Genomic DNA, 26,708 nt, shown 5'->3' on the forward strand with positions numbered 1-26,708 from the left:
ACGCGCCGGGTAATTTCTCCCTTCATTGAAGACGATACCATCCTGAGCCGCGCATCACCGGCACGAAATTCCCAGCGCAGCAGCAAGCATTGCGCGGGATGAATCGCGAGTGCCCTGAAAATAGTGCGACACGCAAAGGTAAGTTGCTGATTTCTCGTGAAGGCTCTCTATCTCGTGAACAGACGATGAATCAAAACCGGCTCAAAGTAACTTTTTTCTGTTACCGCTGATTGTTACGCGAGCGCTCCTGCACAAGCATGGCTGCAACCTCAAGAGCACGGCCCACTGCCCGGACATCTAGGCCAGCCGGGTGCCCCGCGTCTCGACTCTGAGACGTGGGATTCATCACCCCTCGATGAACTCTCCCCCGCACTCCGCTACGATAGTCCTGTGGCATCCACGCGACCTCCCGAATTCACCAGCGAGCAGATGACCCGCATCGCCAAAGCGATCGGTGACCCGCGCCGCTTTGAAATCTTCCAGCGCATCGCCGCCGCGCGGCAGCAGCCCACCTGCGGCTGCCTGCTCGAAACGCTGCCCATCAGCGCCGCCACCCTCTCTCACCACCTCAAAGAGTTGGAGCAGGCCGGCCTCATCGCCGTCGAGCGCGAAGGCAAATTCGCCCATCTCTCCCTGCGGCGCGACACCTGGGCGGCCTACCTCAAGCAGCTCTCTAAAATCTGACGCGCAAAAAAAATCACAACCTTCCCGAAACCTTTCCCGGCCCGGCTCATCAATTCGATAGTTGTCGAAATGTCAAATCGAATGACGCGGCAACCGGAGAGATCAAAATGAGCAAGCTGACAGGAAAAGTTGCAGTTGTGACGGGCGCTTCCAAGGGCATTGGCGCGGCCATTGCCAAGGCGCTGGCTGCCGAGGGTGCGGCCGTTGTGGTGAATTACTCGTCCAGCAAAGAGGGCGCTGATCGCGTCGTCTCTGCCATCACCGCCCAGGGCGGCAAGGCCATCGCCGTACAGGGCAGCGTAGCCAAATCCGCAGACGTCGAGAAGCTCTTCGCCGAGACAAAGAAGGCTTACGGCAAGATCGACGTGCTCGTGAACAACGCCGGCATCTACGCCTTCTCCCCGCTCGATCAGATCACGGAAGAGAGCTTCCAGCAGCAGTTTGGAACCAATGTGCTCGGCCTGCTGCAGGCCTCGCGCGAGGCCGTCAAGCTCTTCCCCGCGGAAGGCGGCAGCATCATCAACATCAGCTCCATCGTGAGCGACATCGCTCCTCCCACCTCTGCCATCTACACCGGCACCAAGGGCGCGGTCGATGCCATCACCCGCGTGCTGGCCAATGAACTCGCGCCGAAGAAGATTCGCGTCAACGCCATCAATCCCGGCATGGTCGATACGGAAGGCGCGCAAGCGGCCGGCTTCATCGGCAGCGACTTTGAGAAGGAGCACACCAAGCAGGTGCCGCTCGGCCGCATCGGGCAGCCCGACGACATCGCAAAGATCGCCGTCTTCCTCGCCTCCGAAGACTCCGGCTGGCTGACCGGCGAGCGCCTGCTCGCCACCGGCGGCCTCCGCTAAGGCACTGGCCGTCCAGGCAAGTGCGGCTTCGCCGCCAGAATGAAGCGAGAGAGTAGAAAGCTTGCGCAGCCATGCGCAGGATCAACGCAACCCAGCTTGGGCTGCTGCCGGTTTCCTCCTGGCCCCCGGCAGCAGCCCATTTTTTTCTGAACTCCAACCCTATCCGCGCCGCTGCTTCGCTTCCAGATCCAGAATCTTCCGCTTGCGCTCCACGCCCCACCGGTAACCCGTGAGCTGCCCATCGCTGCCCACCACCCGATGGCACGGCACCAGCAGAGCCGCCGGATTCGACGCGCACGCCCGCGCCACGGCCCGCACCGCCTTTGGATTGCCCAGCACCGCAGCCATCTCGCGATAACTCCGCGTCTCCCCGGCCGGAATCCGCCGCAGCGCCTCCCACACCCGCATCTGAAAAGCCGTCGCCCGCAGATCGAGCGGCAGGTCGAGCAGCGCCGCCGGGCTCTCCCGGCACGCCTGCGCCAGAGCCTCTATCTCGCCGGCCAGACTTGGATCCTCCCGCAGCTCCGCCGCTTCCAATCGCTCCCGCAGCTCACGTTTTAATCCCTCGCGCTCCGCGCCCAGCGCCACCGCGCAAATGCCGCGTTCCGTGCGCGCCACCAGCATCTCGCCCAGTAGAGTAGGGGCCGTCCAATACCGGATCACCACACCCTCACCGCCCCGCCGAAACTGCCCCGGCCGCATGCCCAGCACATCCCCCGCCGACGCATACACCCGGCTCGAAGCGCCAAAGCCAGCCGCGTAGACCGCATCGGTCACCGAATCCCCACGGCTCAGCTCCTCACGCAGCGCACGGGCGCGCGCCTGGCGCTGGTACTCGGCAGGAGTCAGTCCCAGCACGCGCCGAAAAATCTTCTGCGCCGTGAAAGGGCTGCGTCCCGTCAGCCGGCCCAGCTCGGCCAGCGTCACCGGGCGGTCGCGATGTGCATCCAGAAAATCGGCCATCCGCCGCGCCCGCACCGCCTCACCCGGAGCCTCTTCCGGCCGGCAGCGCAGACACGGGCGAAATCCCGCCGCGCGCGCCGCCGCCGCATCCGCAAAGAAGCGCACGTTATCCCGCGCGGGCCGCCGGCTTGGACATCCCGAGCGGCAAAAGACTCCCGTTGTCGTGACGGCATACACAAACCCGCGCGCTCTCTTGTCGCGGCGCTCCACAGCGGCCCACGCTTCCGCCCAGGCCTCCGTGGCATCAGGCTGTGTCGTCGAAATAGAAACAGTAGCGGCAGGCATGGCAATCTCTCCTGCCATTAAAGTAGGTGCGGCAGCCGCGAAAAAACTATCCGCGGCTTGCCGTCAAATTTCCAGCGGGCCGCCATTCATCCCTGCTGCTCGGCGGCTTCGGCCTCGTTGGCCGCGCCTGGATCATTCAAGATAGCCCGCGCGTCTTCCGCATCTGCCGCCGGTACCTGCAGTTGCAAGGGCCCAAGCCCCGGCTCCATGATGCGCGCGTTCTCTCCAGACAGAAAAACCTCAATCCCCGCCGACTGCAGCCGCAGCCTTGCCATTTCGGCCTCCAGCGGCTCATTGAATTCGGCAATCGTAACAATGTCGTCTGCCATTTTTATGTCCTTCCCTTCCTCACTTTGAAAGCAAACATCGATTGGATGCCTAAACGATAGAATGAGGAGTCCCTGTTTGACGAATCCGCCGCCGTACGGCGACCAAGGAGCCTCGCATTGATCGCGCGCTATACCCGCCCGCAAATGGGCCAGATCTGGACCGAACACAATAAGTATCAGATGTGGATGGAAGTCGAAGCCGCCGCCAGCGAGGTCCTCGCCGAAGACGGCATCGTTCCCGCCGAAGCCGCCCGCGCCATCCGCGAGCGCGGACACTTCTCCGTCGAGCGCATTCAGGAAATCGAAGCCGAAGTGAAGCATGACGTCATCGCCTTCACCACCGCCGTCGCCGAAAACATCGGCCCCGAGTCGCGCTGGCTGCACTACGGCCTTACCTCCAACGACGTGGTAGACACCGCGCAGGCGCTGCAGGTCAAGGCCGCTTCCGCCATTCTGCGCGAAGACCTCCTCGCACTCATCGCCGTGCTCAAGGCGCGCGCTCTCGAATTCAAGCACACGCCCACCATCGGCCGCACGCACGGCATCCATGCCGAGCCCACCACCTTCGGCCTCAAAATCCTCAACTGGTATGCGGAAATGCGCCGCAACCTCGTGCGCTTCGATGCCGCCGCCGAGCAGATGCGCATCGGCAAGCTCTCCGGAGCTGTCGGCACCTTCGGCCACCTCAGCCCGCGCCATGAGGAGCGCATCTGCGCCAAGCTGGGCCTTCAGCCCGCCCCCATCGCCACGCAGGTCATCCAGCGTGACCGCCACGCGCAATACATCTCCACGCTCGCCGTCATCACCGCGACGCTCGACAAAATCGCCACCGAGGTCCGCCACCTGCAACGCACTGAGGTCCGCGAGGCCTCCGAGTACTTCAGCGAAAAGCAGAAGGGCTCCTCGGCCATGCCGCACAAAAAGAACCCCATCATCAGCGAGCAGATTTGCGGCCTCGCGCGCGTCGTGCGCTCCAACGCGCAGGCGGCTTTTGAAAACGTAGCCCTCTGGCATGAGCGCGACATCTCGCACTCTTCGGTCGAGCGGGTCATCTTCCCTGACTCCACCATCCTGACCGACTATCTGCTGGCCAAGACCACCAATCTCGTTGAGAAGCTGCTCGTCTATCCGGCCCGCATGCAGAAAAATCTTGAGAGCACGGGCGGGCTTATCTTCAGCGGCCAGCTTCTGCTCGATCTCGCCGAGGCCGGCATGCTCCGCGAAGACGCCTACCGCCTCGTCCAGCGCCACGCCATGAACGCCTGGCAGAACGATCTCGTCTTCCGCGAGCTCGTCGCGTCGGACCCGGAAATCACCAGCCGCCTTACCCCCGAAAAGCTCGCAAAGACCTTTGACCTCACCCGCCAGCTCAACAACGTCGACGCCATCTTTGAGCGCGTCCTCGCCGGGGACGAGGCATGAACCTCACCGTCGCCATGACGGGTGCCAGCGGAGCCGTCTTCGGCCAGACCCTCTTGCGGGTGCTGGCCGCGGACGCCCGCGTCGAGCGCATTCACTTCATCGCGACCGAGAGCGCGCTGCGCGTGCTCGCCGAGGAGATGGGCTTCAGCGGCCGCAACGGCCTCGTCGAGAAGCTCCTCGGCAGCCCCTCCGCAAAAATCACCCAGCATGTTGAGAATGATGTCGGCGCGGCCATCGCCAGCGGCAGCTACCCCTCCAGCGGCATGATCGTGCTGCCTTGCAGCATGGGCACGCTCGCCGGCATCGCCAACGGCCTCGCGCAAAATCTTATTGAGCGGGCCGCCGATGTCTGCCTCAAGGAGCGCCGCCCGCTTCTGCTCTGCGTGCGGGAGACGCCCTTCAACCGCATCCATCTGCGCAACATGACGCTCGCGGCCGAGGCCGGCGCCACCATCTTCCCCGTCATCCCCAGCTTCTACAACAAGCCGGTGGACTCGACCGAAATGGCCCGCCAGTTCGTCTACCGCGTGCTCGCCCACTTGGGGTTGCCGCAATCCGGCGCTTACATCTGGAAGCCCGACCAGTAACACTAGTCTGAAGGGCACAGCCTTCAGCCCCTGAAGGGTACGAGCTTCAGCCCGTACATCCAGACCCCCACAAAGAGCCGGGGCTTCGGCCCCTGAGGGAATCCCGCCGCCCCGTCAGTCGGCGATGCCACCCTGCCGTTCCGCCTCCGGCTTTTCCCCGGCATCGTCAGGGCTCTCCGCCAGCGGCGCAATGGGCCGCGAAATCGCGCCCGGCAGCCCGCCAATCTGAATCAGCGTCGGAGCCGCAGGCTGTGCCGGAGCATGCGCCTGCGCCGCCTCATGCTGCTTGCGGGCCACCTCGTCGATGTCCACCGGAATGCCACCCGGCACAATCGGCGGAATCGCGTACTGGAACTTCAGCGAGCGCGTCGCCGTCACCACCACCACCACCAGAATCAGCAGCACCACGATGGCCACCGCGCTGCCCTCCGGCCCGTAGCCGCCGCCCGTCAGCCAGTACGGCCCGTAGGTGCTCGTCTCCATCAGCGGAGAAAACCGCGTCAGCCCGCTCAGGGGCAGCCCAAACACAATGGCCATCACCGCATTCCAGGCAAAGTGAAAGCCCCAGCCCACCCACAGCCCGCGCGTGCGCAGATAAGCAACCGCCAGCAGCCAGCCCGCCAGCATCGTCACCAGCGTGCTCGCCGCCGTCGCATCCGGGTTCTGCAGATGCATCACACCAAACGCCAGCGAAGCCAGAACCGTCGCCGTCACCGGTCCGGTGGCCTCAATCAGCCGTTGAAAAGGATATCCCCGGAACGCGACCTCTTCGGCCAGCGAAGCCGCGGCCAGCGTCAGAACATCCAGAAACAGGATGCCCACACTGTGCCAGCTCAGGTTCCATTGAATGTAGAGCGCGCCAAACACCGCCATCGGCAGCACGCAGGCCACCATGCCGCTCCAGCCGATGGCCCCGCCCAGCAGAACCTCGTGGAACCAGCCCGGCCGGAAGGCGAGCCCCATCTCGCGTAGCGGATGAAGCTGCCGCTGCCCCACAAACCCCATCGCCGCAAAGCCGATCAGCAGCAGAAAGAGAAGAAAGACCCTGTTCAGAACCGGAAACCAGTCGCCCGTGCTGAAGCCGCTGGCCGCCGTGACCGCCAGCCGCTCGGCAAACAGAAAATACAGCACGCCGAGAAAGACCCAGCCCAGCGCCCGCAGGCGTCCCATCATACTCACAAGCATCTCCGCTGCGGCAGCCCCGCGAACCGCCTACCCGGCGGTGTAGAACTGGGCAATGTTACGGAACTTCTGATACCGCTGTTCGAGTAGTTGTTCAACCGGCAGCGCCTTGAGTTCTTCGAGGTGCAGATGCAGCCGGTCGCCCAGCATCTCCGCCGCCCGGGCCGCATCGGTATGCGCGCCGCCTTCCGGCTCCGGCACAATGTCATCGATGCAGGCCAGCGCCTTCGCATCCTCAGCCGTCGCCTTGAGCGCCGCCGCCGCCTTGGCCCGCTGCGAGGCATCGCGCCACATGATCGACGCACAGGCCTCCGGCGAAATCACCGAATAGATCGCCGTCTGCAGCATCAGCACGCGGTCCGCCACGGCCAGCGCCAGCGCGCCGCCCGAGCCGCCCTCGCCCGTGATCGTGGCAATCGTCGGCACCCGCAGCCGCGCCATTTCGCGCAGGTTGCGGGCAATCGCCTCGCCCTGGCCGCGCTCTTCCGCGCCCAGCCCCGGGTTCGCGCCCATCAGGTCAATGAAGGTCAAAATCGGCCGCCCAAATTTCTCCGCCAGCTTCATCGCCCGCAGCGCCTTGCGATAACCCTCGGGGTCCGGCATGCCAAAGCGCCGCTGCACTTTCTCGCGCGTCGAGCGGCCCTTCAGATTCGCGATCACCATCACTTCCTGGCCGCGAAAACGCGCCATCCCGCACGTCATCGCCGGATCGTCGCCATACACCCGGTCCCCGTGGACTTCGCTGTAATCCGTGAAGAGAGCCTCCATAAAAGCCAGCGGATCAGGCCGCTGCGGATGGCGGGCCAGCTCGGTCTTGATCCACGCTTCAGGAACCGGCTCGGAGGCCGGAGCAGGGTTCGTCGGTGCGTAATCGCTCATCGCCTCTGATTGTAAAAGAATCTGCCTGTCAAAGTCGGCTGCGAATCCGGCACTCAGCCCCCGCCGCCCGCGCGCCCCGCATTGACAAACCACCGGCAAAGCCCAAAAATCCAGACTGCGGGTTCGCATTTTTACTACTGCGCATCCCGAAGGGAAGACGCCAGCCGCGAACATGAGCATTCTGGAACGCTTTCGTATCGACAGGGAAGTCGCGCTGGTCACCGGCGCCACCGGCGGCCTCGGGACGGCCATCGCCATCGCGCTCGCCGAGGCCGGCGCCAACGTCGCCTGCCACGGGCACAGCCGCGAGGCCGACGAAACCTGCGAGCGCATCCGCGACCTCGGCCGCATGGCTTACTCCTTTTCCGCTGACCTCAGTGACATCTCTCAGGCCGAGCGCCTCTACCGCGAGGTGCAGGCCCGGATGGGCGCGCCTTGCATCCTGGTTAATAATGCCGGCATCCTTCACCGCCAGGCCGCCGAGCATTTTGACGCCGCCATGTGGTCGCGCGTGCTCGACGTCAATCTCACCAGCGCCTTCCGCCTCAGCCAGCTCGCTGGCAGCGCCATGCTTGAGCGCGGCCGCGGCAAGATCATCAACATCGCCTCATTGCTCGCCTTTCAGGGCGGCAGTGAAGTGCCCGCCTACGCCGCCTCCAAGGCGGCCCTGACGCAGCTCACTCGCGCGCTGGCCAATGAGTGGGGAGCACGCAATCTCCAGGTCAACGCCATTTCCCCCGGCTTCTTCCGCACCGCCCATACCGAGGAGCTACGCAAAGACGAAACCCTCAGCCGCCAGATCGTGGATCGCATTCCCGCCGCCCGCTGGGGCGAGCCCGAAGACCTGGCCGGAGCCGTCGTCTTCCTCGCCTCCCGCGCCAGCGACTACGTCAATGGAGAGGTGCTGGTCGTCGATGGCGGCTGGCGAACCCGGTAACGCATCCCGCACCCGGGCAGGCGGGCCCGTGCGGTTGCAGAAAAATCTTCTCTCGCCCCATGCATCTCATCCCGGCGCATCCGCCCCGGAAAAGTAAAATCAAAGCATGACGACCGGTTACCGTTCCTCCCTGCTGCAACTGCTGGCCCGCAACTCCTTCAAGCTCGGCCAGTTCAAGCTCTCCTCGGGGGGCACCAGCGACTATTACATCGACTGCCGCACCACCACGCTGCACGCCGAGGGTGGCCGCCTCACCGGTCTGGCGCTGCTCGACCTGCTGCATGAGAAAAAGCTCCATCCGCAGGCCGTCGGCGGACTCACCATGGGTGCCGACCCCATCGTCTCCAACCTCGCCTCGGCCAGTGCCTGGTACGCGCAGGAGCACCACGGCGCGCCCCTCATCCACGGCTTCCTCGTCCGCAAGACCGAGAAGGCGCACGGCACCGGCCGCCGCCTCGAAGGCTTCTACCCCGAAGGCGCCGAAGTCGTCATTGTCGATGACGTCTGCACCACCGGCGCGTCCACGATTCAGGCGATCGAAGCCGCGCGCGAAGCCGGTCTGAAGATCCTGGCCGCCATCTGCCTCGTCGAGCGCGAAGAAGCCAAGGGCCGTCCCGCCGTCGAGGCTGCCTGCCAGGGAGCGCCCTTCCTGCGCCTCTTCACCGCCAACGACGTGCGCGAAGAGCACCTGCGCCTCATGCCCATGTAACTGCCGCGCCCCATCCAGGCGCACCGGGTGCCCCACGTCCGTCCGTTTGGACGTGGGATCATCTCCCAATCTCTGCTCTCCCTTGTCATCCCGGCCAAACGAAGTGAACGGAGAGACCTGCACCCCCCTCACTAAGCAGCAAAATGCAAACTGAAGGGTGCAGCCTGTAAAGCCCATTCTTTTGAGGGGCGTTTTGTGGCACGGCTGAAGCCATGCCCTGATACATGCCCGATGCAGGGGATGCGTCTGGATGGGCGGGGCTGGGTGGGAGGAATGCAGTTCTCTCCACTTCGCTTCGCTTTGGCCGGGATGGAAGACAAGGGTGGACAAAACCCACATCTCTGCGAGATGTGGGGCACCCGCATGGGTGGGATTCTTCGCCGCTGTGCGGTTCAGAATGACGCAGCTTTCTGGGCGTCAAGAGTTGCGGAGGAGTTCGGTATTGCGGTCGGCGACGGCTACGTCGTCGCGGGTGCTGCCTTTGACCAGATACATCATGGCGTCGGCCATGCGGATGATCTGGTGACCGGTGCGTCCGTCCTCTGGGAAGCTGGCGACGCCGAAGCTGGCGCTGACCTGCAGGCGGAGATCGGAGCCCATCTCGAAGACGTGACTGCGCAGCTTCTGGCGGAGGTTGCGGGCGATCTGCTCGGCCTCAGCCTTGGTGGTCTCTGGCAGGAGCAGGATGAATTCGTCGCCGCCATAGCGGAAGGCGTGGTCGCCGGGGCGGATGTGCAGGCGCAGGCATTGCCCGATGCCGGCCAGCAGGCGGCTGCCGATCAGGTGCCCGTGCTGGTCATTGATCTGCTTGAAGTGGTCAAGGTCAAGGAAGATGACGCTGAAGGGGTGATGATGGCGGCGGGCGCGCGTGACCTCTTCTTCGATTTTCTGCTGCAGGTGGCGCTGGTTGTAGAGCCCGGTGCAGTCATCGGTGATGGTGAGGGCCTGGATCTTCTCGACGGCGCGCGCGTTTTCAATAGCGATGGCGGCGTAATCGCAAAGGATATGCAGGAACGAGATGGTGTACTCGGTCATCGACTCCAGACGGCAATTGAAGAGCTGGATGACGCCGAGGGTGCGCTGGCGCGAGAGCAATGGCATGCAGATGGCCGAGCGCATGGGCGTGCGGGCATCGGATGTTGCGGCGAAGCGGGGGTCCTGCTCAAGGTCGGGAACGATGAGGCTCTCGCCATGCTGGGCGACCCAGCCGGCCATTCCCTCGCCGAGCGGCACGCGCACGTTGCGCAGAGCAGCTTCGCTCTGGCCGACGGCGACAGCGTAATAAAGCTCCTGGGTGGTTTCGTCGAGGATGAGCAGCGACCAGGTTTCGGGCTCGAAGAACTGGCGCATCTGCTCCATGATGGCGTGCAAGACGGAGTCCAACTCAAGCGACGAGGTAAGCGCGCGGGCGAGATTATGAAAGACGACCAGGTCTTTCCAGTTTTGATTGCGTGCTTCTGCGCTCATGCCCTGATTCCATGTGGGAGGGAGTGAGACGATTGTATGCGCATCCAAAGTTTTCGGGGGGTAGGAATTGTGGGCCGTCGAGAACGAGGGATGCTGCTCATTTTGCTGGCGATGGCCGCAGGCGCTGCCGACGGCTGGAGCTTTCTCGGGATGGGGAAGGCATTTGTCGCGAACATGACGGGTAATACGGTTCTGCTCGGGATTTCGTTCTTCCACCTGCATGGAGCCCTGCATCCGGCGGCGGCGCTGGGTGGCTACGTGGTGGGTGTGGCACTCGCCTCTTATGTGACGGGACGGCATGCACGTCGGATTCAAGAAGAAAATCTGGAGCCACCCGAGCGCGTGATATGGTCGCGCGCGGTTTCCTGGATTCTGCTGGCGGAGTGCGCGTGCCTGGCGGCGGCGGAGGCGGTCTGGTTTGCGCGATGCCGGGGTGCGGGGATTCCGGACTATGTGCCACTTATTTTTGTGGCGGTCTGTATCGGGGCGCAGAGTGGGGCGATGCTGCAGTTGCGGGTTCCGGGGATTGTGACCACCTACATCACCGGCACGTGGACGCAGATGGTGCGCGGGCTGACGCGTGTGATTACCGGTGAAAATATTGCCGCGCCGGTGGAGAAACCGGAATTTGAAGAGCAGTTGCGGATGCAGGGCCAGATACTGGTGGCCTATTTTGCGTCAGCGGTGCTGACGGGCTGGTTGTTTTATCACGCAGCGGCGCTCACGGGGGTGGTTCCTGTGATCTGCCTGGGTGTAGCAGGAATTTACGGTATGTTGCGCGGCGGCGCGTATTCTTTATCGGATTGAGATTTTGCGGAATAGGCAATCCTGAGCGGGCCTTGCGCGCATCTCTTTGATGGAAGACCAATTGATGGAAGATCAAATTGCAGCCGTAGAAAGAAAGGGAACGTCATGCCTTCTGCCAGCCCTGTGAAAGTCTCTGCATTGAGGGAGGGCCGACGGCCACGGGTGCTGATTGTTGGCGGCGGCTTTGCGGGCACGCACGCGGCCAAGGCGCTGGCGGAGCTGCCGGTGGATGTGACGGTGGTGGATCGCCGGAATCATTTCACTTTTCAGCCGCTGCTGTACCAGGTGGCGCTGGCTGTGCTTTCTCCGGCGGACATTGCCGCGCCGATTCGCACGATTTTGCGCAATGCAAAAAATGTGGAAGTGCTGATGGACGAGGTCGTGGGAGTTGACCTCGAAAAGCGGCAGGCGATGTTTCGCAGCCGGGTGGCGATGGATTACGACTACCTGGTGGTGGCGACCGGGGCGACGCACTCCTACTTTGGGAATGATCACTGGGCAGAGGTTGCGCCCGGACTGAAGACGGTGGAGAACGCGATCGAGATTCGCCGCCGCGTGCTGCTGGCCTTTGAGCTGGCCGAACGGCAGATGCTGGAGACGGGGAGCCATCCGCCGCTGAATTTTGTAATTGTGGGCGCGGGCCCGACTGGCGTGGAACTGGCGGGCGCGATCACCGACATTGCGAAGCATTACATGCGGCATGATTTCAGACACATTGACCCGACCAAGGCGCGGGTGCTGCTGATTGAAGGCGGGCCGCGGGTGCTGCCGTCGTATCCGGAAGACCTGTCAAAGCGTGCCGTGGCGCAACTGAAGGGCCTGGGCGTGGAGGTCTACACGAACCGGAAGGTCTCGGACATTCAGCCGGGCTATGTGATGGTGGGCGACAACCAGAAGATTGACGCGGTGGTGACGCTGTGGGCGGCGGGGGTGACGGCTTCTCCGCTGGGCAAGCTGCTGGGCGTGGAGACGGACAAGCGCGGCGCGGTGATGGTGAACCAGACGCTGAATCCCGAAGGGCACCCTGAGTTATTTGTGTGCGGAGATCTGGCGCACTTTGAGCAGGACGGAGCGCAGGTGCCGGGAGTGGCGCAGCCGGCGATGCAGATGGGCGATCATGTGGCGCGGATGATTGAGGCGGATCTGGCGGGCAAGCCCCGGAAGGCGTTTCGCTACTTTGACAAGGGTGACATGGCGACCATCGGACGTCAGGCGGCGGTGGCCAAGATTGAGTGGCCCTTCAAGGCGCATTGGAGCGGGCTGCCGGCGTGGCTGACGTGGCTGACGGTGCATATCTTCTTTTTGATCGGCTTCAGAAACCGGCTGGTGGTGATGATGCAGTGGGTGTGGCAGTACTTCACCTTCACGCGCGGCGCGCGGCTGATTTATGGCGACCAGACGCTGGTGGGCTGGACCGAACAGCCGGGGGTGGAAGCGCCGATGAAAGGTGAGCCGCTCGATTTGAATTCGCCGGAGGTGGTGGCAGACCGGCCGGCGAGTTGATAGCGCGCAGGCTGGAGGCGGAGCTTCCCTTATGCTGATAGTCGAGAGTTTAAGTTGAGAGCGGCCTTGGGCACGCCCTGGTTTGTGCGTGCCGCGTCAGGGAGTGTTTGCCGGTGAGGGCATTCGCAGCCGCTTCACGGAGAAGTAGTGAGACTGTTTCGTAAAAAGATCAAGCAAGAGCACAAAGTCATGATGCAGGCGGAGCGCGCGCGAGGCGCGGTCCTGACGGAATATCACCGGCCTACGCCAGAGTGTCCTCATCCGGAGCGATGGAGCATGTATGACTCCATGACGGCGGAGGTGGAGGTGCTGGAGTTTCTGCGGAGCCTGGTGACGACGATCAAGCCAGAGCGCATTGTCGAGACGGGATCTTTTCTGGGTGTGAGCACGCTGTGGATGGCCGAAGGGCTGGCGCGGAATGGCTTCGGGCGGATTGTGAGCTGCGAGCTTGATCCAGTGGTGTTTGAGAAAGCCAGGGCGAATGTCGCGCAGTCAGAGTATGCGCCGTGGATTGACATGCGCAACGAATCGAGCCTGGAGATGCAGGTGGAAGCGCCGATTGATCTGCTGTTCAGCGATAGCGATATTTCAGTGCGCGAGTCGGAGATCCGGAGATTTCTGCCGCTGATGAATCCGAACGGACTCATTCTGATTCATGATGCGAGCTCACATTTGAAGACGGTGCGGGAGATGGCGCAGCGTCTGCACGCAGAAGGAATGCTGTCTGCGGTTTTTCTTCCTACGCCGCGCGGGCTGGTGGTGGCGCAACCGTCGCGATAAGCCGCGCACGGCGATGTGGGCGCGGGCGCAGCGCGCTTTTTCTCGTCCAGCTTGCGTGATGGTTCGCAACTTTTCGAGAGCCGGAGGGGTTTGAGAGGGCATAGGAGCTTTCTCCCCCCATGGCCCTGACCCGTCACATTCTTCTTCGCAATGGTGCCTTTGCGCTCGTCGGCACTGCAGTGATTCCAGCATTTCTGACTCGCACGCTGCATGCGCAGACGGCGGCGGCACGCGCGTGGCAAGGTGCTGGTGGTGGTGTTTCAGCGCGGCGCGGACCGAGCAGGTGATTGCGCGGCAGTTGGCGAAGATGCCGCGTGCGAGTGAGCCGCAGAAGCTCCAGATGATGACGGCGCTGCTGCTGGGTTCGCCGGAGTTTCAGATGCGCTGAGAACTGGCCGTTCTGGCGGACGCGCCTTCGGTGCCTGCTCGCGCTGGAACTGGGGAAGATGCGGCCGGGAAGTTCGGCGTCCCCATCCTGACATCGAGATGGGGGATGGTCGAATGCCCGCGATTGCTGGCGGACGAATTTGTAACTCTTATGGAGACAAATGAAAGAGGCAGCCTTGAAGGCTGCCTCTTTTTGCGCGGAAAGCGCGGAAGCGTTATGCGCCGACGGGCTGCTCGGCGTTCACGTTGACGGGCGTGAGCCAGCCGAAGCGATCGGGCTTGAGGCCGTTGGCGATGCCGAAGAACTCGTCGGAGAGCTGCTTGGTGACGGGGCCCATGGATCCGTCGCCGATGAGAATGCGATCGACCGAGCGGATGGGCGTAACCTCAGCGGCGGTGCCCACGAAGAAGACTTCGTCGGCGATGTAGATCATCTCGCGGGGCAGGCCCTGCTCGACGACCGGAATGCCGAGGTGGCGCGCGAGCGTGAGGATGGAGTCGCGTGTGATGCCGGAGAGCACGGAGTTGGCGAGCGGCGGGGTGTAGAGCACGCCGTTGCGGACGAGGAAGAGATTTTCGCCCGAGCCCTCGGCCAGGTAGCCGTTGGTGTCAAGCGCGATGCCCTCGGCGTAGCCGTTGACCTCGGCCTCCATGCGGATGAGCTGCGAGTTCATGTAGTTGGCGCCAGCCTTGGCGAGGCCCGGCATGGTGTTGGGCGCGAGGCGGTTCCAGGAGGAGATGCAGACATCGGCACCCTGCTCGCCGCTGACATATTTGCCCCACGGGAAGTTGGCGATGTAGACCTCAACGGGCGAGTTCTTGGGATTGACGCCGGCCTCGCCGTAGCCACGGAAGGCGATGGGGCGCAGATAGCAGGGGGCAACCTTGTTGGCCTCGGTGAGCTCGACGACGGCCGAGCAGAGCTGATCGAGCGAGTAAGGCAGCGGCATGCGATAGATGCGCGCCGAATCAAGCAGGCGCTGCATGTGTTCAGGCAGGCGGAAGATGGCCGCACCCTGGGGCTGCCCGTAGCAGCGGATGCCTTCAAAAACAGAGGAGCCATAGTGGACGACGTGGCTCATGACGTGAATCTGGGCTTTTTCCCACGGGATGAGGGTGCCGTTATGCCAGATGTTGGTGGTGGGCGTGATGGGCATTGCGCGCTGCTCCTTGATGATTTGGCTCGAGTGGTGGTGTGGCGCGAAGCCGGCGGAAATGGCTGCTCGACGTTCTCAAAATCGCCAACGTACGATTATAGCCGTGGCCGGGAACGATTGGCTGCATGACGGCGGGCATGACGAGAGCCGGAAGAGATGCGTTGAGGCGCGGAGCAGGGCTCGTGCATCTGTCATCATGACTGGAAGGCTTTTCTGTCTGACGGTTGCCGGAGGATCCATGGTTTCGCCCGCCGCTGCTGCTACGCATGCACTGCATTCGCCGATGGTGCGCTTTTCGCTTTTGGCGCTGAGCTCGGTCTTCTTTCTCGTGGATCCCTTTGCGGCGATTCCCTCATTCATTGCTCTGACGGACGGGGTGGATGCGGGGGGCCGGAAGCGCATGGCGCGGCGCGCGACGTTGACCTGCTTTGTGGTGCTGTCGTCCTTTGCGCTGGCCGGGCAGTTTATTTTCAGCCTGTTTGGCATCAAACTGCCGGCCTTTGAGATTGCGGGCGGCCTGATCCTGTTGCTGATCGGCATCGATATGCTCGAGGCCAAGCGGTCGCCGACACAGGAGTCAACCGACGAGACCGAAGAGGCCGCCCACAAGGACGACGCCAGCATTGTGCCGATGGGGATTCCCATGCTGGCCGGCCCCGGGGCCATATCAAGTGTGATGGTCCTGGTGGGTGAGGCGCAGAATCACTGGCAGATGGGGGCGGTTCTGGCCTCCATTGCGATTACCGCTGTTGCGAGCTACTGGGTGTTGGTAGGGGCTGATCGTCTGCGAAAGATTCTCGGGGAGACCGGCATTCGCATTCTGGTGCGCATTATGGGCCTGCTTCTGGTGGCTCTGGCGATGCAGTTCTTTGTGAACGGCTTGACGGAATTGGGGATTATTCCGAGGTAAATGGGGCGTGAATCTGCGGTAACTGGTTGAAAAGCGCTTGCGGAGAGCCGCGTATTTCAAGGCTCCGCCTCGCTTTTCAACAGTTTGAGCGCTTTTTCAACAGTTGCAGTGCCCCAGCCCGGTTGCTAGTATTCATCTTGTCGCTGCGGTGCGGAAGAGAGCACTGAGAGACAGGTAAGCAGTGGAAGCGAATGATGGAACGCTTCTGGTGACCACCGAAAAAAAGAGTTGCAGCAAGAGAAAAGAGCTGCTAATCTGGGTTTCGGTTGTAAGGCACTGGAAGACGCCTCCGGAGGCCAGCAGGAACGCGGCCGTGGAAGAGGCAGTAAGTTCGAAGGGCGCAAGCGCCTCATCCAAGCCACAAACCATTGCAGTAAATCGGCCCAGTGCCGGCCGGAGTTTTGCGCTCCGAGTGATCTTTATGAGTTTGGTGCTGTGTAGGGCGGGCAAGACCTGCTGACGCGCGACGGAAATATCGAGTCAAGCGGCTTCGAAAAAAAGTTCCGAAAAGAGCTTGACAGAACGAAGCGAATCTCGATAGTCTGGGAAAGCGCGCAAAACACAGCGCAGCAAGTTCGAGGACAGCAATCACTTGGTGATTGCCTCTCGATCCGAAGCAGACCGCTAAGGCGGAACCTGCCTGGATCTTTGACAATCAGGTTGAACATGCCAGTCGTGAGAATGCAGAAAGATCTGGTTTGATCATTCTCACTATATTAGTACCTCACAGCCTTTCGAGCGCTGTGAGGCTGGTTCCTCTGTTGACCTCCGTCAACAGATGGTAACCCTTCAGGTTTCAAACGAGAGTTTGATCCTGGCTCAGAATCAACGCTGGCGGCGTGCCTAACACATGCAAGTCGAACAAGAAAGGGACTTCGGTCCTGAGTACAGTGGCGCACGGGTGAGTAACACGTGACTAACCTACCCTCGAGTGGGGAATAACTTCGGGAAACCGAGGCTAATACCGCATAATACCCACGGGTCAAAGGAGCAATTCGCTTGAGGAGGGGGTCGCGGCCGATTAGCTAGTTGGCGGGGTAATGGCCCACCAAGGCAGTGATCGGTATCCGGCCTGAGAGGGCGCACGGACACACTGGAACTGAAACACGGTCCAGACTCCTACGGGAGGCAGCAGTGGGGAATTTTGCGCAATGGGGGAAACCCTGACGCAGCAACGCCGCGTGGAGGATGAAGTCTCTTGGGACGTAAACTCCTTTCGATCGGAACGATTATGACGGTACCGGAAGAAGAAGCCCCGGCTAACTTCGTGCCAGCAGCCGCGGTAATACGAGGGGGGCGAGCGTTGTTCGGAATTATTGGGCGTAAAGGGTGCGTAGGCGGTTCGGTAAGTTTGATGTGAAATCTTCGGGCTCAACTCGAAGTCTGCATCGAAAACTGCCGGGCTTGAGTGTGGGAGAGGTGAGTGGAATTTCCGGTGTAGCGGTGAAATGCGTAGATATCGGAAGGAACACCTGTGGCGAAAGCGGCTCACTGGACCACAACTGACGCTGATGCACGAAAGCTAGGGGAGCAAACAGGATTAGATACCCTGGTAGTCCTAGCCCTAAACGATGATCGCTTGGTGTGGCGGGTACCCAATCCCGTCGTGCCGTAGCTAACGCGTTAAGCGATCCGCCTGGGGAGTACGGTCGCAAGGCTGAAACTCAAAGGAATTGACGGGGGCCCGCACAAGCGGTGGAGCATGTGGTTTAATTCGACGCAACGCGAAGAACCTTACCTGGGCTCGAAATGTAGTGGACCGGGGTAGAAATATCCCTTCCCCGCAAGGGGCTGCTATATAGGTGCTGCATGGCTGTCGTCAGCTCGTGTCGTGAGATGTTGGGTTAAGTCCCGCAACGAGCGCAACCCTTATTGCCAGTTGCTACCATTTAGTTGAGCACTCTGGTGAGACCGCCTCGGATAACGGGGAGGAAGGTGGGGATGACGTCAAGTCCTCATGGCCTTTATGTCCAGGGCTACACACGTGCTACAATGGCCGGTACAAACCGCCGCAAACCCGCGAGGGGGAGCTAATCGGAAAAAGCCGGCCTCAGTTCGGATTGTAGTCTGCAACTCGACTACATGAAGCTGGAATCGCTAGTAATCGCGGATCAGCATGCCGCGGTGAATACGTTCCCGGGCCTTGTACACACCGCCCGTCACATCACGAAAGTGGGTCGTACTAGAAGCGGGTGAGCCAACCGTAAGGAGGCAGCCTTCCAAGGTGTGATTCATGATTGGGGTGAAGTCGTAACAAGGTAGCCGTAGGAGAACCTGCGGCTGGATCACCTCCTTTCTAAGAGAGAACGTCACGGCACTCTTATACTTCCGCGATAGCGGACTGCGAAGGCAGCGTATAAGGGATGTTGCCGTGTACCCCGCACCGAGCGTCCTGACGCAAGGAGCGGGAGCCTGAATCAGACCATCTCTGCTTTCTGAAAATTGTCACGATGGTCATGCGCGGCGTAGCTGCGCAGCATGTTCAACCTGGTCCTCGAAACTTCTCGAGTCACAACGACGAGCAGTCGGGCTCAGCAGGCAGTGCCTCTGGGCAGGAATTGCGAGCATTGCCGGGCCTGTAGCTCAGTTGGTTAGAGCGCACCCCTGATAAGGGTGAGGTCGGTAGTTCGAATCTACCCAGGCCCACCATACTTAAGAGATGGGGCTGTAGCTCAGCTGGGAGAGCACCTGCTTTGCAAGCAGGGGGTCAGGAGTTCGATCCTCCTCAGCTCCACCACTCCAATGTGACGCGAGGCTGCTCAAAGCTGGAATCCTCTAAGGAATGAGGTTTCGAGCTTTGAGCAGAGTGCGAAAGCACGAAGTTCATAGCGCCTGAGGGCGCGCACCGGTGACGCTGGTGTTCTGGATGTTTGACAACGAAATCGATTGGGTAACGTTGGTTCTGTATGCTCTGCAGTATGGAGCAGGCAGCAATCAGCGAATACATTACAAGGCCGAGCAACACTTCTGTCCTGTACTCGTAACACAGAGGCAGAAAGGTTGTTCGTGTTGAGTGTCTTTAGGATGAGCCGTGACTGCCGCTCCAGCAAGTGGAGAGCGGAAAGACGGGCTCACAGGCGAATAACAGCATGGAGTAACTCCTGCGTGGAGTTAATTCTATGGTCAAGCTACTAAGGGCGCACGGTGGATGCCTTGGCAGAATCAGGCGATGAAGGACGTGGCAAGCTGCGATAAGCTTCGGGGAGCCGCACACAGGCGTTATATCCGAAGATCTCCGAATGGGGAAACCCACATGAGCAAACCTCATGTACGGCCCGCTGAATACATAGGCGGGCACGAGCGAACCCAGGGAAGTGAACCATCTCAGTACCTGGAGGAAAAGAAAGAAACCTCGATTCCGAAAGTAGTGGCGAGCGAAATCGGAACAGCCCAAACCCGTGATATTTCGGTATTGCGGGGGTTGTAGGGTCTGCAACAGTAGAGTTACCAATCCTCTGGTTAGTCGAATCCGTTGGAAAGCGGATCCATAGAGCGTGACAGACGCGTAGGCGAAAACCATGAGGACTCGAAGCAGATACCTGAGTAAGGCGGGGCACGTGAAACCCTGCTTGAATCCGCGGAGACCATTCCGCAAGGCTAAATACTCGATTCTGACCGATAGTGAACCAGTACCGTGAGGGAAAGGTGAAAAGCACCCCTGCGAGGGGAGTACAAAGTACCTGAAACCGTGTGCCTACAAGCAGTGGGAGGACTATGCCCGCAAGGGAATGTCTGACCGCGTGCCTATTGCATAATGAGCCGGCTAGTTATTCTTGTCAGCAAGGTTAAGCGTAAGCGAGCCGAAGCGAAAGCGAGTCTGAATAGGGCGTTAAGTTGGCAGGAATAGACGCGAAGCGGGATGATCTACCCTTGGCCAGGTTGAAGATGGGGTAACACCCATTGGAGGACCGAACCGGTGTTTGTTGAAAAAAGCTCGGATGAGCTGAGGGTAGGGGTGAAAGGCTAATCAAATTCCGTGATAGCTCGTTCTCTCCGAAATAGCTTTAGGGCTAGCCTCGGATGATTTGCAGTGGTGGTAGAGATCTGGATGGACTAGGGGGCTTTCCGGCTTACTGAATCCAACCAAACTTCGAATGCCACTGACAACCAGTCCGGGAGTCAGACTGTGGGGGCTAAGCTTCACAGTCGAGAGGGAAACAGCCCAGACCGCCTGCTAAGGTCCCCAAGTTACAGTTAAGTGGGAAAGGAAGTCGGAACGCTCAGACAGCCAGGAGGTTGGCTTAGAAGCAGCCATCCTTTAAAGAAAGCGTAATAGCTCACTGGTCAAGCGGTCCGGTGCCGACAATACAACGGGGCTAAAACTGTACACCGAAGCAGCGGATGCACACCTATGGTGTGCGTGGTAGGAGAGCATTCTCAACAGCGTTGAAGTCAGACCGAGAGGATTGATGGAGCGTTGCGAAGAGACCCTGCCGGCATAAGTAGCGATAATGAATGTGAGAACCATTCACGCCGAAAGTCTAAGGTTTCCTGAGGAAGGTTAATCCGCTCAGGGTCAGGCGGTCCCTAAGGCGAGGCCGAGAGGCGTAGCTGATGGACATCCGGTTAATATTCCGGACCTCCCAACTCTCGTTTGACGATGGGGAGACGCAGAAGGATAGGCAGGTCGTCATATGGCTATGGCGGTCGATACGCGTAAGCTGGTGCCGGGAGGCAAATCCCCCGGTGCTTAACAGTGAGGCGTAAAGCAAGCCCGTATGGGTGTAAGCTGCCGAGTTCACGCTGCCGAGAAAATCCTCTAAGGAGAGTAGTTGGGAACCGTACCCCAAACCGACACAGGTAGACGAGGAGAATATCCAAAGGCGCTCGAGTGAAAGCTTGTTAAGGAACTCGGCAAATTAGACCCGTAACTTCGGGAGAAGGGTCGCCCACCTCTGGTGGGCCGCAGTGAAACGCGTACGGCGACTGTTTAACAAAAACACAGGTCTCTGCAAAGTCGAAAACGACGTATAGGGGCTGACTCCTGCCCGGTGCTGGAAGGTTAAAAGGAGAGGTTAGCCGCAAGGCGAAGCTTTGAATTGAAGCCCCAGTGAACGGCGGCCGTAACTATAACGGTCCTAAGGTAGCGAAATTCCTTGTCGGGTAAGTTCCGACCTGCACGAATGGAGTAACGATCGTACGACTGTCTTAACGAGTTGCTCGGCGAACTTGTAGTACCGGTGAAGATGCCGGTTACCCGCAGCTAGACGGAAAGACCCCGTGCACCTTTACTACACCTTTACTATGAATTATGACTCTTACTGCGCAGGATAGGTGGGAGGCTTTGATACCAGGCTCTTGGGCTTGGTGGAGCCACCGGTGAGATACCACCCTGTGAGCGTTGTGATTCTAACCTGCTCCCGTGATCCGGGAGAGGGACATAGTAAGGCGGGTAGTTTGACTGGGGCGGTCGCCTCCTAAATTGTAACGGAGGCGCGCGAAGCTACTCTCAGACTGTTTGGAAATCAGTCGTCGAGTGCAAAGGCATAAGAGTGGTTAACTGTGAGACCTACAAGTCGAGCAGATGCGAAAGCAGGCCTTAGTGATCCGGTGGTTCTGTATGGAAGGGCCATCGCTCAACGGATAAAAGGTACGCCGGGGATAACAGGCTGATCGGAGCCAAGAGTTCATATCGACGCTCCGGTTTGGCACCTCGATGTCGGCTCATCGCATCCTGGAGCTGTAGAAGGTTCCAAGGGTTAGGCTGTTCGCCTATTAAAGCGGTACGTGAGCTGGGTTCAGAACGTCGCGAGACAGTTCGGTCCCTATCTGCTGTGGGCGTAGGAGATTTGAGGAGGGCTGTCCTTAGTACGAGAGGACCGGGATGGACGAACCTCTTGTGTTCCAGTTGTCATGCCAATGGCACGGCTGGGTAGCGAAGTTCGGTTGTGATAACCGCTGAATGCATATAAGCGGGAAGCACGCTCCAAGATGAGATCTCCCTGAAGGGCCCAGGAAGACCACCTGGTTGATAGGCTGGAGGTGTAAGCACAGTAATGTGTTCAGCTTACCAGTACTAATCGCCCGTTCGGCTTGTCCATAGAATTAACTCTGCGCAGTTCAACTGCACTAGAGCATTCAACAGGCCGCGTAATGTACGAGTGATCCGGTGAAACCGGTCACTCTCCAATCGATTTCGTTGTGAAAGATCAGATTTATATGGCGCCAGCTTGCCGTATCTGGTTTCAGAAGAACACGTCTGATGCCCTCTGGCTGCGGGATAACCCTCCCGCCAAGCGCCTCCCAAGTTTCAAAGGCAGCAGTAACGCCTCAAGTTTGCCGGTGACCATACCGTGAGGGGCCCACCCGTTCCCATCCCGAACACGGAAGTTAAGCCTCACTGGGCCGATGGTACTGCACGCGAAAGTGTGTGGGAGATTAGGTGATCGCCGGCATAAACATAGAAAAGCCCGCTCTTCGGAGCGGGCTTTTTTGCGTTTTGGGCCCGAATGGAGGCTAAGCGGGCCGGGGCGGGGGGAGCGCCGTAAACGTTACCGTGAAAACGCATAGGACGCGACGGAATAATATCTCCGCATGCATGGATTATGAATGGTCAGGGCGTGATGCTGAGCGCCGGGGGACAGAGCATGCATCTCGCCTACCGTGAAACTGCAATTCTCTTTGGAATTGGGGTGACGCTCCATAATCTTGAAGAGGCACTGAACGGTCCGCGATGGATGCGCGAGCACCGGATGCCGCTTTTTGAGCCCAACGGGGCGATTTATTGGGCATTGACTTCGCTCGTCAGTGCGGTGATCTGGGTTGCGGTGCTGGGTGTGTGGCTTGAGCCATGGAACAGCGAATTTCAAAATGTGCTGACGGGATTTGCTCTGGCCATGGCGCTGAATGCGGTATTTCCGCACCTGGCAATGAGTCTAGCCCGGCGCTCCTATGTGCCGGGCACGGCGAGCGGAGTGCTGCTCAATCTTCCGCTAGGTATCGCACTGATGGGTGACCGGATGGCTTCGACGCCCTCCGATTTCCTTGCCTGGCGGAGCGCTATTGGGGTTGCCCTGCTCCTGGGTGCCGGCAGCATGGGAGCGTTGTATGGGGCACATGCATTTCTGGCATGGCGCAGAAGTCGCCCCGCTGACGGCGGCTAAATCGCTGTAATTGCTATCGAATGTGGGCGTGGTGGCTGTGGGCGGCAGACTCTGAGTGTCTGACAGGCTCCGGGACCGGCGTCTGCTGTTTGTACGCCTCGATCAGGAGGCGCATGTCGCCGTTGGTGAACAGGGGATGGTTGAAGTGGACGGTTCCGTCGCGGCCGATGAGGATGGCGGTGGGATAGTCGGCGATGGAGAGTGCCTGCAGTTCCTGGTCAGGGAGAATCAGCAAGGGGAGATGTGGCGGAAATTGCGCCTGCATCTCCTCGAATGCCTTCAGGATTGCGTCGGAGGGTTTGTCGCTGGTGCCGGTATTGGCGGCAAAGGATGTGACGGCCGCGATGGTTACGGGGAGACCGTGGAAGCTTTTGGCCATCATTTGCACGGCGACCGGGGAGGTTGGCGCCCAGAGGGTAACCGGGATGAGGATGGTCGTAGCGTTGCTGAGGCTCAGGGTGGTGAGTGACAGTGGGTGGCCGCTGAGAATCGCCTTTCCGTGCAGAAAGGATAGGGCTGCGGGCTGGCCGAGGGTGCGATAGGCGGCGAGATCGGCCTGCAGGGCGGGCAGTTCGGGGCTGTGGGCGTAGCGGCTGTTCGCGGCAATTTGGGTGAGAGTGTCGAGAAGCGCCGATTCCTTTTTCGGCTGCTGCTCGATGCGGAACTGGTAGGCGCAGCGTAGCGCGTCGTAGAATGCGGTTTCCGGATCGACCGGTGCGTGCTCAGGGCTGGATTTGGCCGTAGATGCCGGGATGGCACCGGAGTTCAGCGTTTTGAGCAGAAATGGCAACTGCTCCTCGGCGAGCCGGTGCACGGTGAAGGAGGCCATGCTGACAGGATTGCGGCCCTCGGAGTGGCTGATGATGAGATCGATCAGTGCATTGGTGGCGGCGCTGTAGGGGTAGTCGTCCATGAGCGATTCGGCTTCGCTCTCTGCCGCCGCGGACTGGTGAAGACCGAGGAACACGCGGCCCAGAAGCAGGTAGGCAGCTTCGCGGTCGGGAGGGTGCGGCAGGCCGAGATAGGCGACGAGCGCATCGCGAGCTGGCGCGTACTGGATGCCAAAGTTGCAGAGGCGGCCAAGAGCGAGCAGGTCCGGCGCTGTTGTGGGCAGGCCTTTGGCAGTGATCTGATTGCACAACTTCATGGCCCGGGTGATGCTGATGCCGAGCGCCCACTGGTCCTGTGCGGTGAGGTCGTTGGGCTGATGGCGTGCGTCGTGATAGGGCGCGAGCGCGTATTTCAAGGCATCGGCCGGGGAGAGCTCGGGCATCGCAGCCTGGCTGGCGACCGATGGCTTCGATGCGGTCGTGGTTTGCGCCGCGAAGGGAAGCGAGCAAAGGACGAGTAGAAGCAGGCATCTCCGCATGGCAGCGAGTATAGCGGAGGGCCAGAAAGCGGAGCGAAGAAACACTGCGGAAACCGGCAAATCCGGGTGTCCGCAGTAGTTCTTCCGCTTTCGTTGATCCGGCCGCGCCGCTTTCCCTATAAATCTGCCCTTGGGTGGGAATACGACCGGGCGGAGAATACCCGTTGGCGCTCGAGCTATGGGACGGCGTGGGAAGAGTGAGCCGCAGCAGGAGCGCCGCTGAGCAGTGCCGAGATGACATCCTGTGCGGAATAGGAGGAATGGCCGGGCAGCAGAAAGTCGCGGATGGTGTTCAGGTCGTCGCCCGCAGTGACCAGACCGGGCTCCATTCTTTGACCATTTCTGATCTGGGGATGGCCGATATTGGCCAGCAGCGCATTGCAGATGCATTTTCTGCCGGCCGCCTCTTCGGGAGCGCCGCCTTTGGAGGTGTAGAGGGTGATGGGTTCGGAGGCGCAACGATAGCCGAGTTCTCCGCCGGGGATGAGATAGATTTCACGGAGCGCCCCGATGTCGCAGATGCGCGCGCGAGCGGCATAGACTTCGGGCTCGGAGCAGGTGCCAGGGAGTTGTGCCACCTTGAAGGGGAAGCCGGTGGGCGACGCCAGGGGGTCTGTGAAGACGTGGCCGCGACCGGCGATGGCCTGGGCCAGCAGGGCTGCTTTGTAGTCATCGCGGAGACCGGACTCGGTGGCGAATTCAAAAGCCGTGCCTACCTGGATACCAGAGGCTCCCTGCGCAAGGGCCTCTTCGAGCTTGCCGGGGTGCCCATAGCCGCCGGCGAGCCAGAAGGGAATCTCGAGCTCGCGCAATTTTTCGAGATTCACAATATCGCGATCGCCGTAGACCGGCTCGCCGGAGCCGGAGAGCTGAAGCTTGCCGCGCGGCGGAGCATTGTGGCCGCCGGCCTTTCGCATTTCGACGATGAGGCCATCGACGGTACCATTTGCCTTTTTGAGCATGGTGGCGGCAAGGGTGTTGGAAGAGACGATGGGCAGAAATCGTGGCCGTTCGAGCGGGGGCAAGGGGTGGTCCTGACACTCGGCTGGATCGAATTGCATGACGAAGCGGTCTCCCTCCCGGGCTCCCTTGACGCTCAACTCGTATTCCACCGGCTGGTGCAAGGCCAGCCGATCGAGGATTCCGGGAATCTTTAGTGGAATGCCCGCGCCCATGAGGATGTAGCCGACACCGGCCAGCATGGCCCCGTAAATGGAGGGCAGATGGGCCATCTGAATTTTCTCAAGATAGTTGATGCCCACCAGGTTGGCGTGGCCCTGCCGGGCGAGATAGACCTCGACAAAATTGCTGACGATGCACAGCTCCGTGATCTGCCGCGGTGTGTCGCGGGTATGAGCGGGCAGCAGACGGTAGGGGGCATCTTTGCGTTTGCCGCCGGGAATGAAGTATTCGCGGTAAATGCGCGCGGCCATCGAGGGGAAGGGGAAGGCATCGAGACCGCGGCGCATGTGGCCGCCGGGATCTCCGTCCTGCAGGCGAAGAACGAGAATCTGATCGAGAGCCGTTCCGGAGACGACGCCGAGCTGGCCGGTGCGGGAGACAGCCTGGGCCAGTCTCCAGTTGGAGACGCCGGCTCCCATGCCGCCTTGAATGATGTGGGGATAGAGGGTCATAGGCGGCTCCTTGTTGCCGTAGGGGCTGTTGTCTGATCTTTGGTGCCGGCTATTGTGCGGATTCGGTATGAGGACAATTCGGAGGCTTCGATCCCTTGTGATATCTGCTGCTGCGCGTGGCCTGCGCTGGCCACGAGCAACCACGCGCGCCCCGTAGAGGTATGGGGCGGAGGCGTGGGCACAGGTTTGAGTATCGGCCGGGCATGAGGAGGAGTGTTGTGACCAGGATCACAGGGGATGGCGCGTGCCGGCGGCGGAGTTGTGCGCGCGAGTTCAAAGAACGTCAGGGCGCGAGTGTCTTCTGGATGAGGGTAGTGGCTCCGGCGAGATTGGCGAGCAGCTCCGGGGGGAAGCCGTGGCGGGCTTGCAGGTAGGCCGGATCATTCAGCGTGACCCAGGTCTGGCCGGTGGCATCCTCGGCGACGAGTGCCTTGAGGGGAAGATCGATGGCCAGAGAGGGCGTGGCCAGCATGAGCGGGGTTCCAGCCCTGGGGCTGCCGAAGAGGATCACCTGGGTTGGCAGCATGGCGAGGCCGGCTTGCTCGGCTTCGTCGCTGTGGTTGATGAGGGCGAAGATTTTGAGGCCGCGGGCGGTGAGCGCGGACTCCAGTTGGGCCACGGTTTCGGGTACGGAACGGGGACTGGGAAAAGTGATGAGGCCGGGTGCGGACATGGGTTTCCTCCGGGAATGACGCTGCGAACGAGGCTGCCGCTACTATCCCACAGAATGGGGTGAAGTTTGTGAAGAGGCCTTTCG

The 26,708-nt window shown here is 60.9% G+C and carries 21 protein-coding genes, 2 tRNA genes and 3 rRNA genes; 17 read left to right on the forward strand and 9 right to left on the reverse strand.

What is annotated here, in order from left to right; translation table 11 throughout:
• Nucleotides 1-390: 390 nt before the first annotated feature.
• Together ACP_RS11680 and ACP_RS11685 are read left to right on the forward strand one after the other, a co-directional pair.
• The gene (locus tag ACP_RS11680; protein WP_015897539.1) at nt 391-684 is read left to right on the forward strand and encodes an ArsR/SmtB family transcription factor; all 294 of its coding nucleotides are present in this window, start codon (nt 391-393) and stop codon (nt 682-684) included.
• Between the two features lie 107 nt (nt 685-791).
• A complete protein-coding gene (locus tag ACP_RS11685) occupies nt 792-1,541 on the forward strand; it encodes a glucose 1-dehydrogenase (RefSeq protein ID WP_015897540.1) in 750 nt (249 codons plus the stop codon).
• Nucleotides 1,542-1,700: 159 nt separating this feature from the next.
• Here the strand turns inward: ACP_RS11685 and ada are convergent, their stop codons facing one another.
• The gene (gene ada, locus ACP_RS11690; RefSeq protein ID WP_015897541.1) at nt 1,701-2,789 is read right to left on the reverse strand and encodes a bifunctional DNA-binding transcriptional regulator/O6-methylguanine-DNA methyltransferase Ada; all 1,089 of its coding nucleotides are present in this window, start codon (nt 2,787-2,789) and stop codon (nt 1,701-1,703) included.
• Nucleotides 2,790-2,875: 86 nt separating this feature from the next.
• Nucleotides 2,876-3,118, reverse strand: a complete 243-nt coding sequence (locus tag ACP_RS11695; RefSeq protein ID WP_052294795.1) for a putative signal transducing protein — start codon at nt 3,116-3,118, stop codon at nt 2,876-2,878.
• Nucleotides 3,119-3,235: 117 nt separating this feature from the next.
• On the opposite strand from ACP_RS11695, the gene purB reads away from it, so the two are divergent.
• Both purB and ACP_RS11705 read left to right on the forward strand, forming a co-directional pair.
• Nucleotides 3,236-4,540, forward strand: coding sequence for an adenylosuccinate lyase (gene purB, locus ACP_RS11700; RefSeq protein ID WP_015897543.1), 1,305 nt, complete (start codon nt 3,236-3,238; stop codon nt 4,538-4,540).
• On the forward strand, nt 4,537-5,127 hold the full coding sequence (locus ACP_RS11705; RefSeq protein WP_015897544.1) for a UbiX family flavin prenyltransferase: 591 nt from the start codon (nt 4,537-4,539) through the stop codon (nt 5,125-5,127). Before purB ends, ACP_RS11705 begins: the two co-directional genes overlap by 4 nt.
• 114 nt (nt 5,128-5,241) lie before the next feature.
• On the opposite strand, the gene ACP_RS11710 is transcribed toward ACP_RS11705, so the two are convergent.
• Nucleotides 5,242-6,300, reverse strand: a complete 1,059-nt coding sequence (locus ACP_RS11710; RefSeq protein ID WP_015897545.1) for a CPBP family intramembrane glutamic endopeptidase — start codon at nt 6,298-6,300, stop codon at nt 5,242-5,244.
• 39 nt (nt 6,301-6,339) lie between these two features.
• Nucleotides 6,340-7,188 carry an acetyl-CoA carboxylase carboxyltransferase subunit alpha gene (locus ACP_RS11715; RefSeq protein WP_041839532.1) on the reverse strand — a complete coding sequence of 283 codons (849 nt, stop codon included), beginning with the start codon at nt 7,186-7,188 and terminating at the stop codon, nt 6,340-6,342.
• 172 nt (nt 7,189-7,360) lie between these two features.
• Here ACP_RS11715 and ACP_RS11720 point away from each other — a divergent pair, with 172 nt between their 5' ends.
• Together ACP_RS11720 and pyrE are read left to right on the forward strand one after the other, a co-directional pair.
• Entirely contained in the window at nt 7,361-8,125 is a 765-nt protein-coding gene (locus tag ACP_RS11720) for an SDR family oxidoreductase (RefSeq protein ID WP_015897547.1), read from the forward strand.
• A 106-nt stretch (nt 8,126-8,231) separates the two neighbouring features.
• Complete coding sequence (gene pyrE / locus ACP_RS11725) at nt 8,232-8,834, forward strand: orotate phosphoribosyltransferase (protein WP_015897548.1); 603 nt, start codon at nt 8,232-8,234, stop codon at nt 8,832-8,834.
• Between the two features lie 417 nt (nt 8,835-9,251).
• On the opposite strand, the gene ACP_RS11730 is transcribed toward pyrE, so the two are convergent.
• The gene (locus ACP_RS11730; RefSeq protein WP_041839533.1) at nt 9,252-10,301 is read right to left on the reverse strand and encodes a GGDEF domain-containing protein; all 1,050 of its coding nucleotides are present in this window, start codon (nt 10,299-10,301) and stop codon (nt 9,252-9,254) included.
• A gap of 90 nt (nt 10,302-10,391) precedes the next feature.
• Here ACP_RS11730 and ACP_RS11735 point away from each other — a divergent pair, with 90 nt between their 5' ends.
• The 4 genes from ACP_RS11735 (at nt 10,392) to ACP_RS18120 (ending at nt 13,779) form a co-directional block, all read left to right on the forward strand.
• Entirely contained in the window at nt 10,392-11,108 is a 717-nt protein-coding gene (locus ACP_RS11735; RefSeq protein ID WP_015897550.1) for a YoaK family protein, read from the forward strand.
• 105 nt (nt 11,109-11,213) lie between these two features.
• A complete protein-coding gene (locus ACP_RS11740; protein WP_015897551.1) occupies nt 11,214-12,611 on the forward strand; it encodes an NAD(P)/FAD-dependent oxidoreductase in 1,398 nt (465 codons plus the stop codon).
• Nucleotides 12,612-12,758: 147 nt separating this feature from the next.
• Nucleotides 12,759-13,391: an O-methyltransferase gene (locus ACP_RS11745; protein WP_238525547.1), complete on the forward strand. Its 633-nt coding sequence runs from the start codon at nt 12,759-12,761 to the stop codon at nt 13,389-13,391.
• Between the two features lie 235 nt (nt 13,392-13,626).
• Nucleotides 13,627-13,779, forward strand: a complete 153-nt coding sequence (locus tag ACP_RS18120; RefSeq protein ID WP_148215137.1) for a DUF1800 domain-containing protein — start codon at nt 13,627-13,629, stop codon at nt 13,777-13,779.
• A gap of 214 nt (nt 13,780-13,993) precedes the next feature.
• Here ACP_RS18120 and ACP_RS11750 read toward each other — a convergent pair whose 3' ends face one another.
• The gene (locus ACP_RS11750; protein WP_015897555.1) at nt 13,994-14,935 is read right to left on the reverse strand and encodes a branched-chain amino acid transaminase; all 942 of its coding nucleotides are present in this window, start codon (nt 14,933-14,935) and stop codon (nt 13,994-13,996) included.
• A gap of 238 nt (nt 14,936-15,173) precedes the next feature.
• On the opposite strand from ACP_RS11750, the gene ACP_RS11755 reads away from it, so the two are divergent.
• The 7 genes from ACP_RS11755 (at nt 15,174) to ACP_RS11790 (ending at nt 22,948) form a co-directional block, all read left to right on the forward strand.
• Nucleotides 15,174-15,845 (forward strand): MarC family protein, encoded by a 672-nt coding sequence (locus ACP_RS11755; RefSeq protein ID WP_052294796.1) that lies wholly within the window; start codon nt 15,174-15,176, stop codon nt 15,843-15,845.
• A gap of 796 nt (nt 15,846-16,641) precedes the next feature.
• Nucleotides 16,642-18,141 (forward strand): 16S ribosomal RNA (locus tag ACP_RS11765).
• A 276-nt stretch (nt 18,142-18,417) separates the two neighbouring features.
• Nucleotides 18,418-18,494: transfer RNA gene (locus ACP_RS11770), tRNA-Ile, on the forward strand.
• A 12-nt stretch (nt 18,495-18,506) separates the two neighbouring features.
• Nucleotides 18,507-18,582, forward strand: a tRNA-Ala gene (locus tag ACP_RS11775).
• A 384-nt stretch (nt 18,583-18,966) separates the two neighbouring features.
• A 23S ribosomal RNA gene (locus ACP_RS11780) occupies nt 18,967-21,886 on the forward strand.
• A 237-nt stretch (nt 21,887-22,123) separates the two neighbouring features.
• Nucleotides 22,124-22,240 (forward strand): 5S ribosomal RNA (gene rrf / locus ACP_RS11785).
• Together the 16S, 23S and 5S rRNA genes with 2 tRNA genes alongside form the textbook arrangement of a ribosomal RNA operon.
• 192 nt (nt 22,241-22,432) lie before the next feature.
• Nucleotides 22,433-22,948, forward strand: a complete 516-nt coding sequence (locus ACP_RS11790; RefSeq protein WP_015897558.1) for an HXXEE domain-containing protein — start codon at nt 22,433-22,435, stop codon at nt 22,946-22,948.
• A 13-nt stretch (nt 22,949-22,961) separates the two neighbouring features.
• Here the strand turns inward: ACP_RS11790 and ACP_RS11795 are convergent, their stop codons facing one another.
• From ACP_RS11795 to ACP_RS11805, 3 genes are all read right to left on the reverse strand, one after another.
• Nucleotides 22,962-24,221 (reverse strand): hypothetical protein, encoded by a 1,260-nt coding sequence (locus ACP_RS11795; protein WP_041839536.1) that lies wholly within the window; start codon nt 24,219-24,221, stop codon nt 22,962-22,964.
• 272 nt (nt 24,222-24,493) lie between these two features.
• Nucleotides 24,494-25,951, reverse strand: a complete 1,458-nt coding sequence (locus ACP_RS11800) for a nitronate monooxygenase (protein ID WP_015897560.1) — start codon at nt 25,949-25,951, stop codon at nt 24,494-24,496.
• A 283-nt stretch (nt 25,952-26,234) separates the two neighbouring features.
• On the reverse strand, nt 26,235-26,624 hold the full coding sequence (locus tag ACP_RS11805; RefSeq protein WP_015897561.1) for a DUF302 domain-containing protein: 390 nt from the start codon (nt 26,622-26,624) through the stop codon (nt 26,235-26,237).
• Nucleotides 26,625-26,708: the final 84 nt, after the last annotated feature.

Origin of the sequence: Acidobacterium capsulatum ATCC 51196, assembly GCF_000022565.1 — a bacterium.
In the GTDB taxonomy this organism is placed as follows: Bacteria; Acidobacteriota; Terriglobia; order Terriglobales; family Acidobacteriaceae; genus Acidobacterium; species Acidobacterium capsulatum.

What these genes read in the sequence shown, in the direction of transcription:
- ACP_RS11685 (WP_015897540.1), top strand. Translation starts at nt 792, where the DNA reads ATGAGCAAGCTGACAGGAAAAGTTGCAGTTGTGACGGGCGCTTCCAAG.
- ada (WP_015897541.1), bottom strand. Translation starts at nt 2,789, where the DNA reads ATGCCTGCCGCTACTGTTTCTATTTCGACGACACAGCCTGATGCCACG.
- ACP_RS11695 (WP_052294795.1), bottom strand. Translation starts at nt 3,118, where the DNA reads ATGGCAGACGACATTGTTACGATTGCCGAATTCAATGAGCCGCTGGAG.
- ACP_RS11705 (WP_015897544.1), top strand. Translation starts at nt 4,537, where the DNA reads ATGAACCTCACCGTCGCCATGACGGGTGCCAGCGGAGCCGTCTTCGGC.
- ACP_RS11710 (WP_015897545.1), bottom strand. Translation starts at nt 6,300, where the DNA reads ATGATGGGACGCCTGCGGGCGCTGGGCTGGGTCTTTCTCGGCGTGCTG.
- ACP_RS11715 (WP_041839532.1), bottom strand. Translation starts at nt 7,188, where the DNA reads ATGAGCGATTACGCACCGACGAACCCTGCTCCGGCCTCCGAGCCGGTT.
- ACP_RS11720 (WP_015897547.1), top strand. Translation starts at nt 7,361, where the DNA reads ATGAGCATTCTGGAACGCTTTCGTATCGACAGGGAAGTCGCGCTGGTC.
- pyrE (WP_015897548.1), top strand. Translation starts at nt 8,232, where the DNA reads ATGACGACCGGTTACCGTTCCTCCCTGCTGCAACTGCTGGCCCGCAAC.
- ACP_RS11730 (WP_041839533.1), bottom strand. Translation starts at nt 10,301, where the DNA reads ATGAGCGCAGAAGCACGCAATCAAAACTGGAAAGACCTGGTCGTCTTT.
- ACP_RS11735 (WP_015897550.1), top strand. Translation starts at nt 10,392, where the DNA reads ATGCTGCTCATTTTGCTGGCGATGGCCGCAGGCGCTGCCGACGGCTGG.
- ACP_RS11740 (WP_015897551.1), top strand. Translation starts at nt 11,214, where the DNA reads ATGCCTTCTGCCAGCCCTGTGAAAGTCTCTGCATTGAGGGAGGGCCGA.
- ACP_RS11750 (WP_015897555.1), bottom strand. Translation starts at nt 14,935, where the DNA reads ATGCCCATCACGCCCACCACCAACATCTGGCATAACGGCACCCTCATC.
- ACP_RS11755 (WP_052294796.1), top strand. Translation starts at nt 15,174, where the DNA reads ATGGTTTCGCCCGCCGCTGCTGCTACGCATGCACTGCATTCGCCGATG.
- ACP_RS11790 (WP_015897558.1), top strand. Translation starts at nt 22,433, where the DNA reads ATGCATCTCGCCTACCGTGAAACTGCAATTCTCTTTGGAATTGGGGTG.
- ACP_RS11795 (WP_041839536.1), bottom strand. Translation starts at nt 24,221, where the DNA reads ATGCCCGAGCTCTCCCCGGCCGATGCCTTGAAATACGCGCTCGCGCCC.
- ACP_RS11800 (WP_015897560.1), bottom strand. Translation starts at nt 25,951, where the DNA reads ATGACCCTCTATCCCCACATCATTCAAGGCGGCATGGGAGCCGGCGTC.
- ACP_RS11805 (WP_015897561.1), bottom strand. Translation starts at nt 26,624, where the DNA reads ATGTCCGCACCCGGCCTCATCACTTTTCCCAGTCCCCGTTCCGTACCC.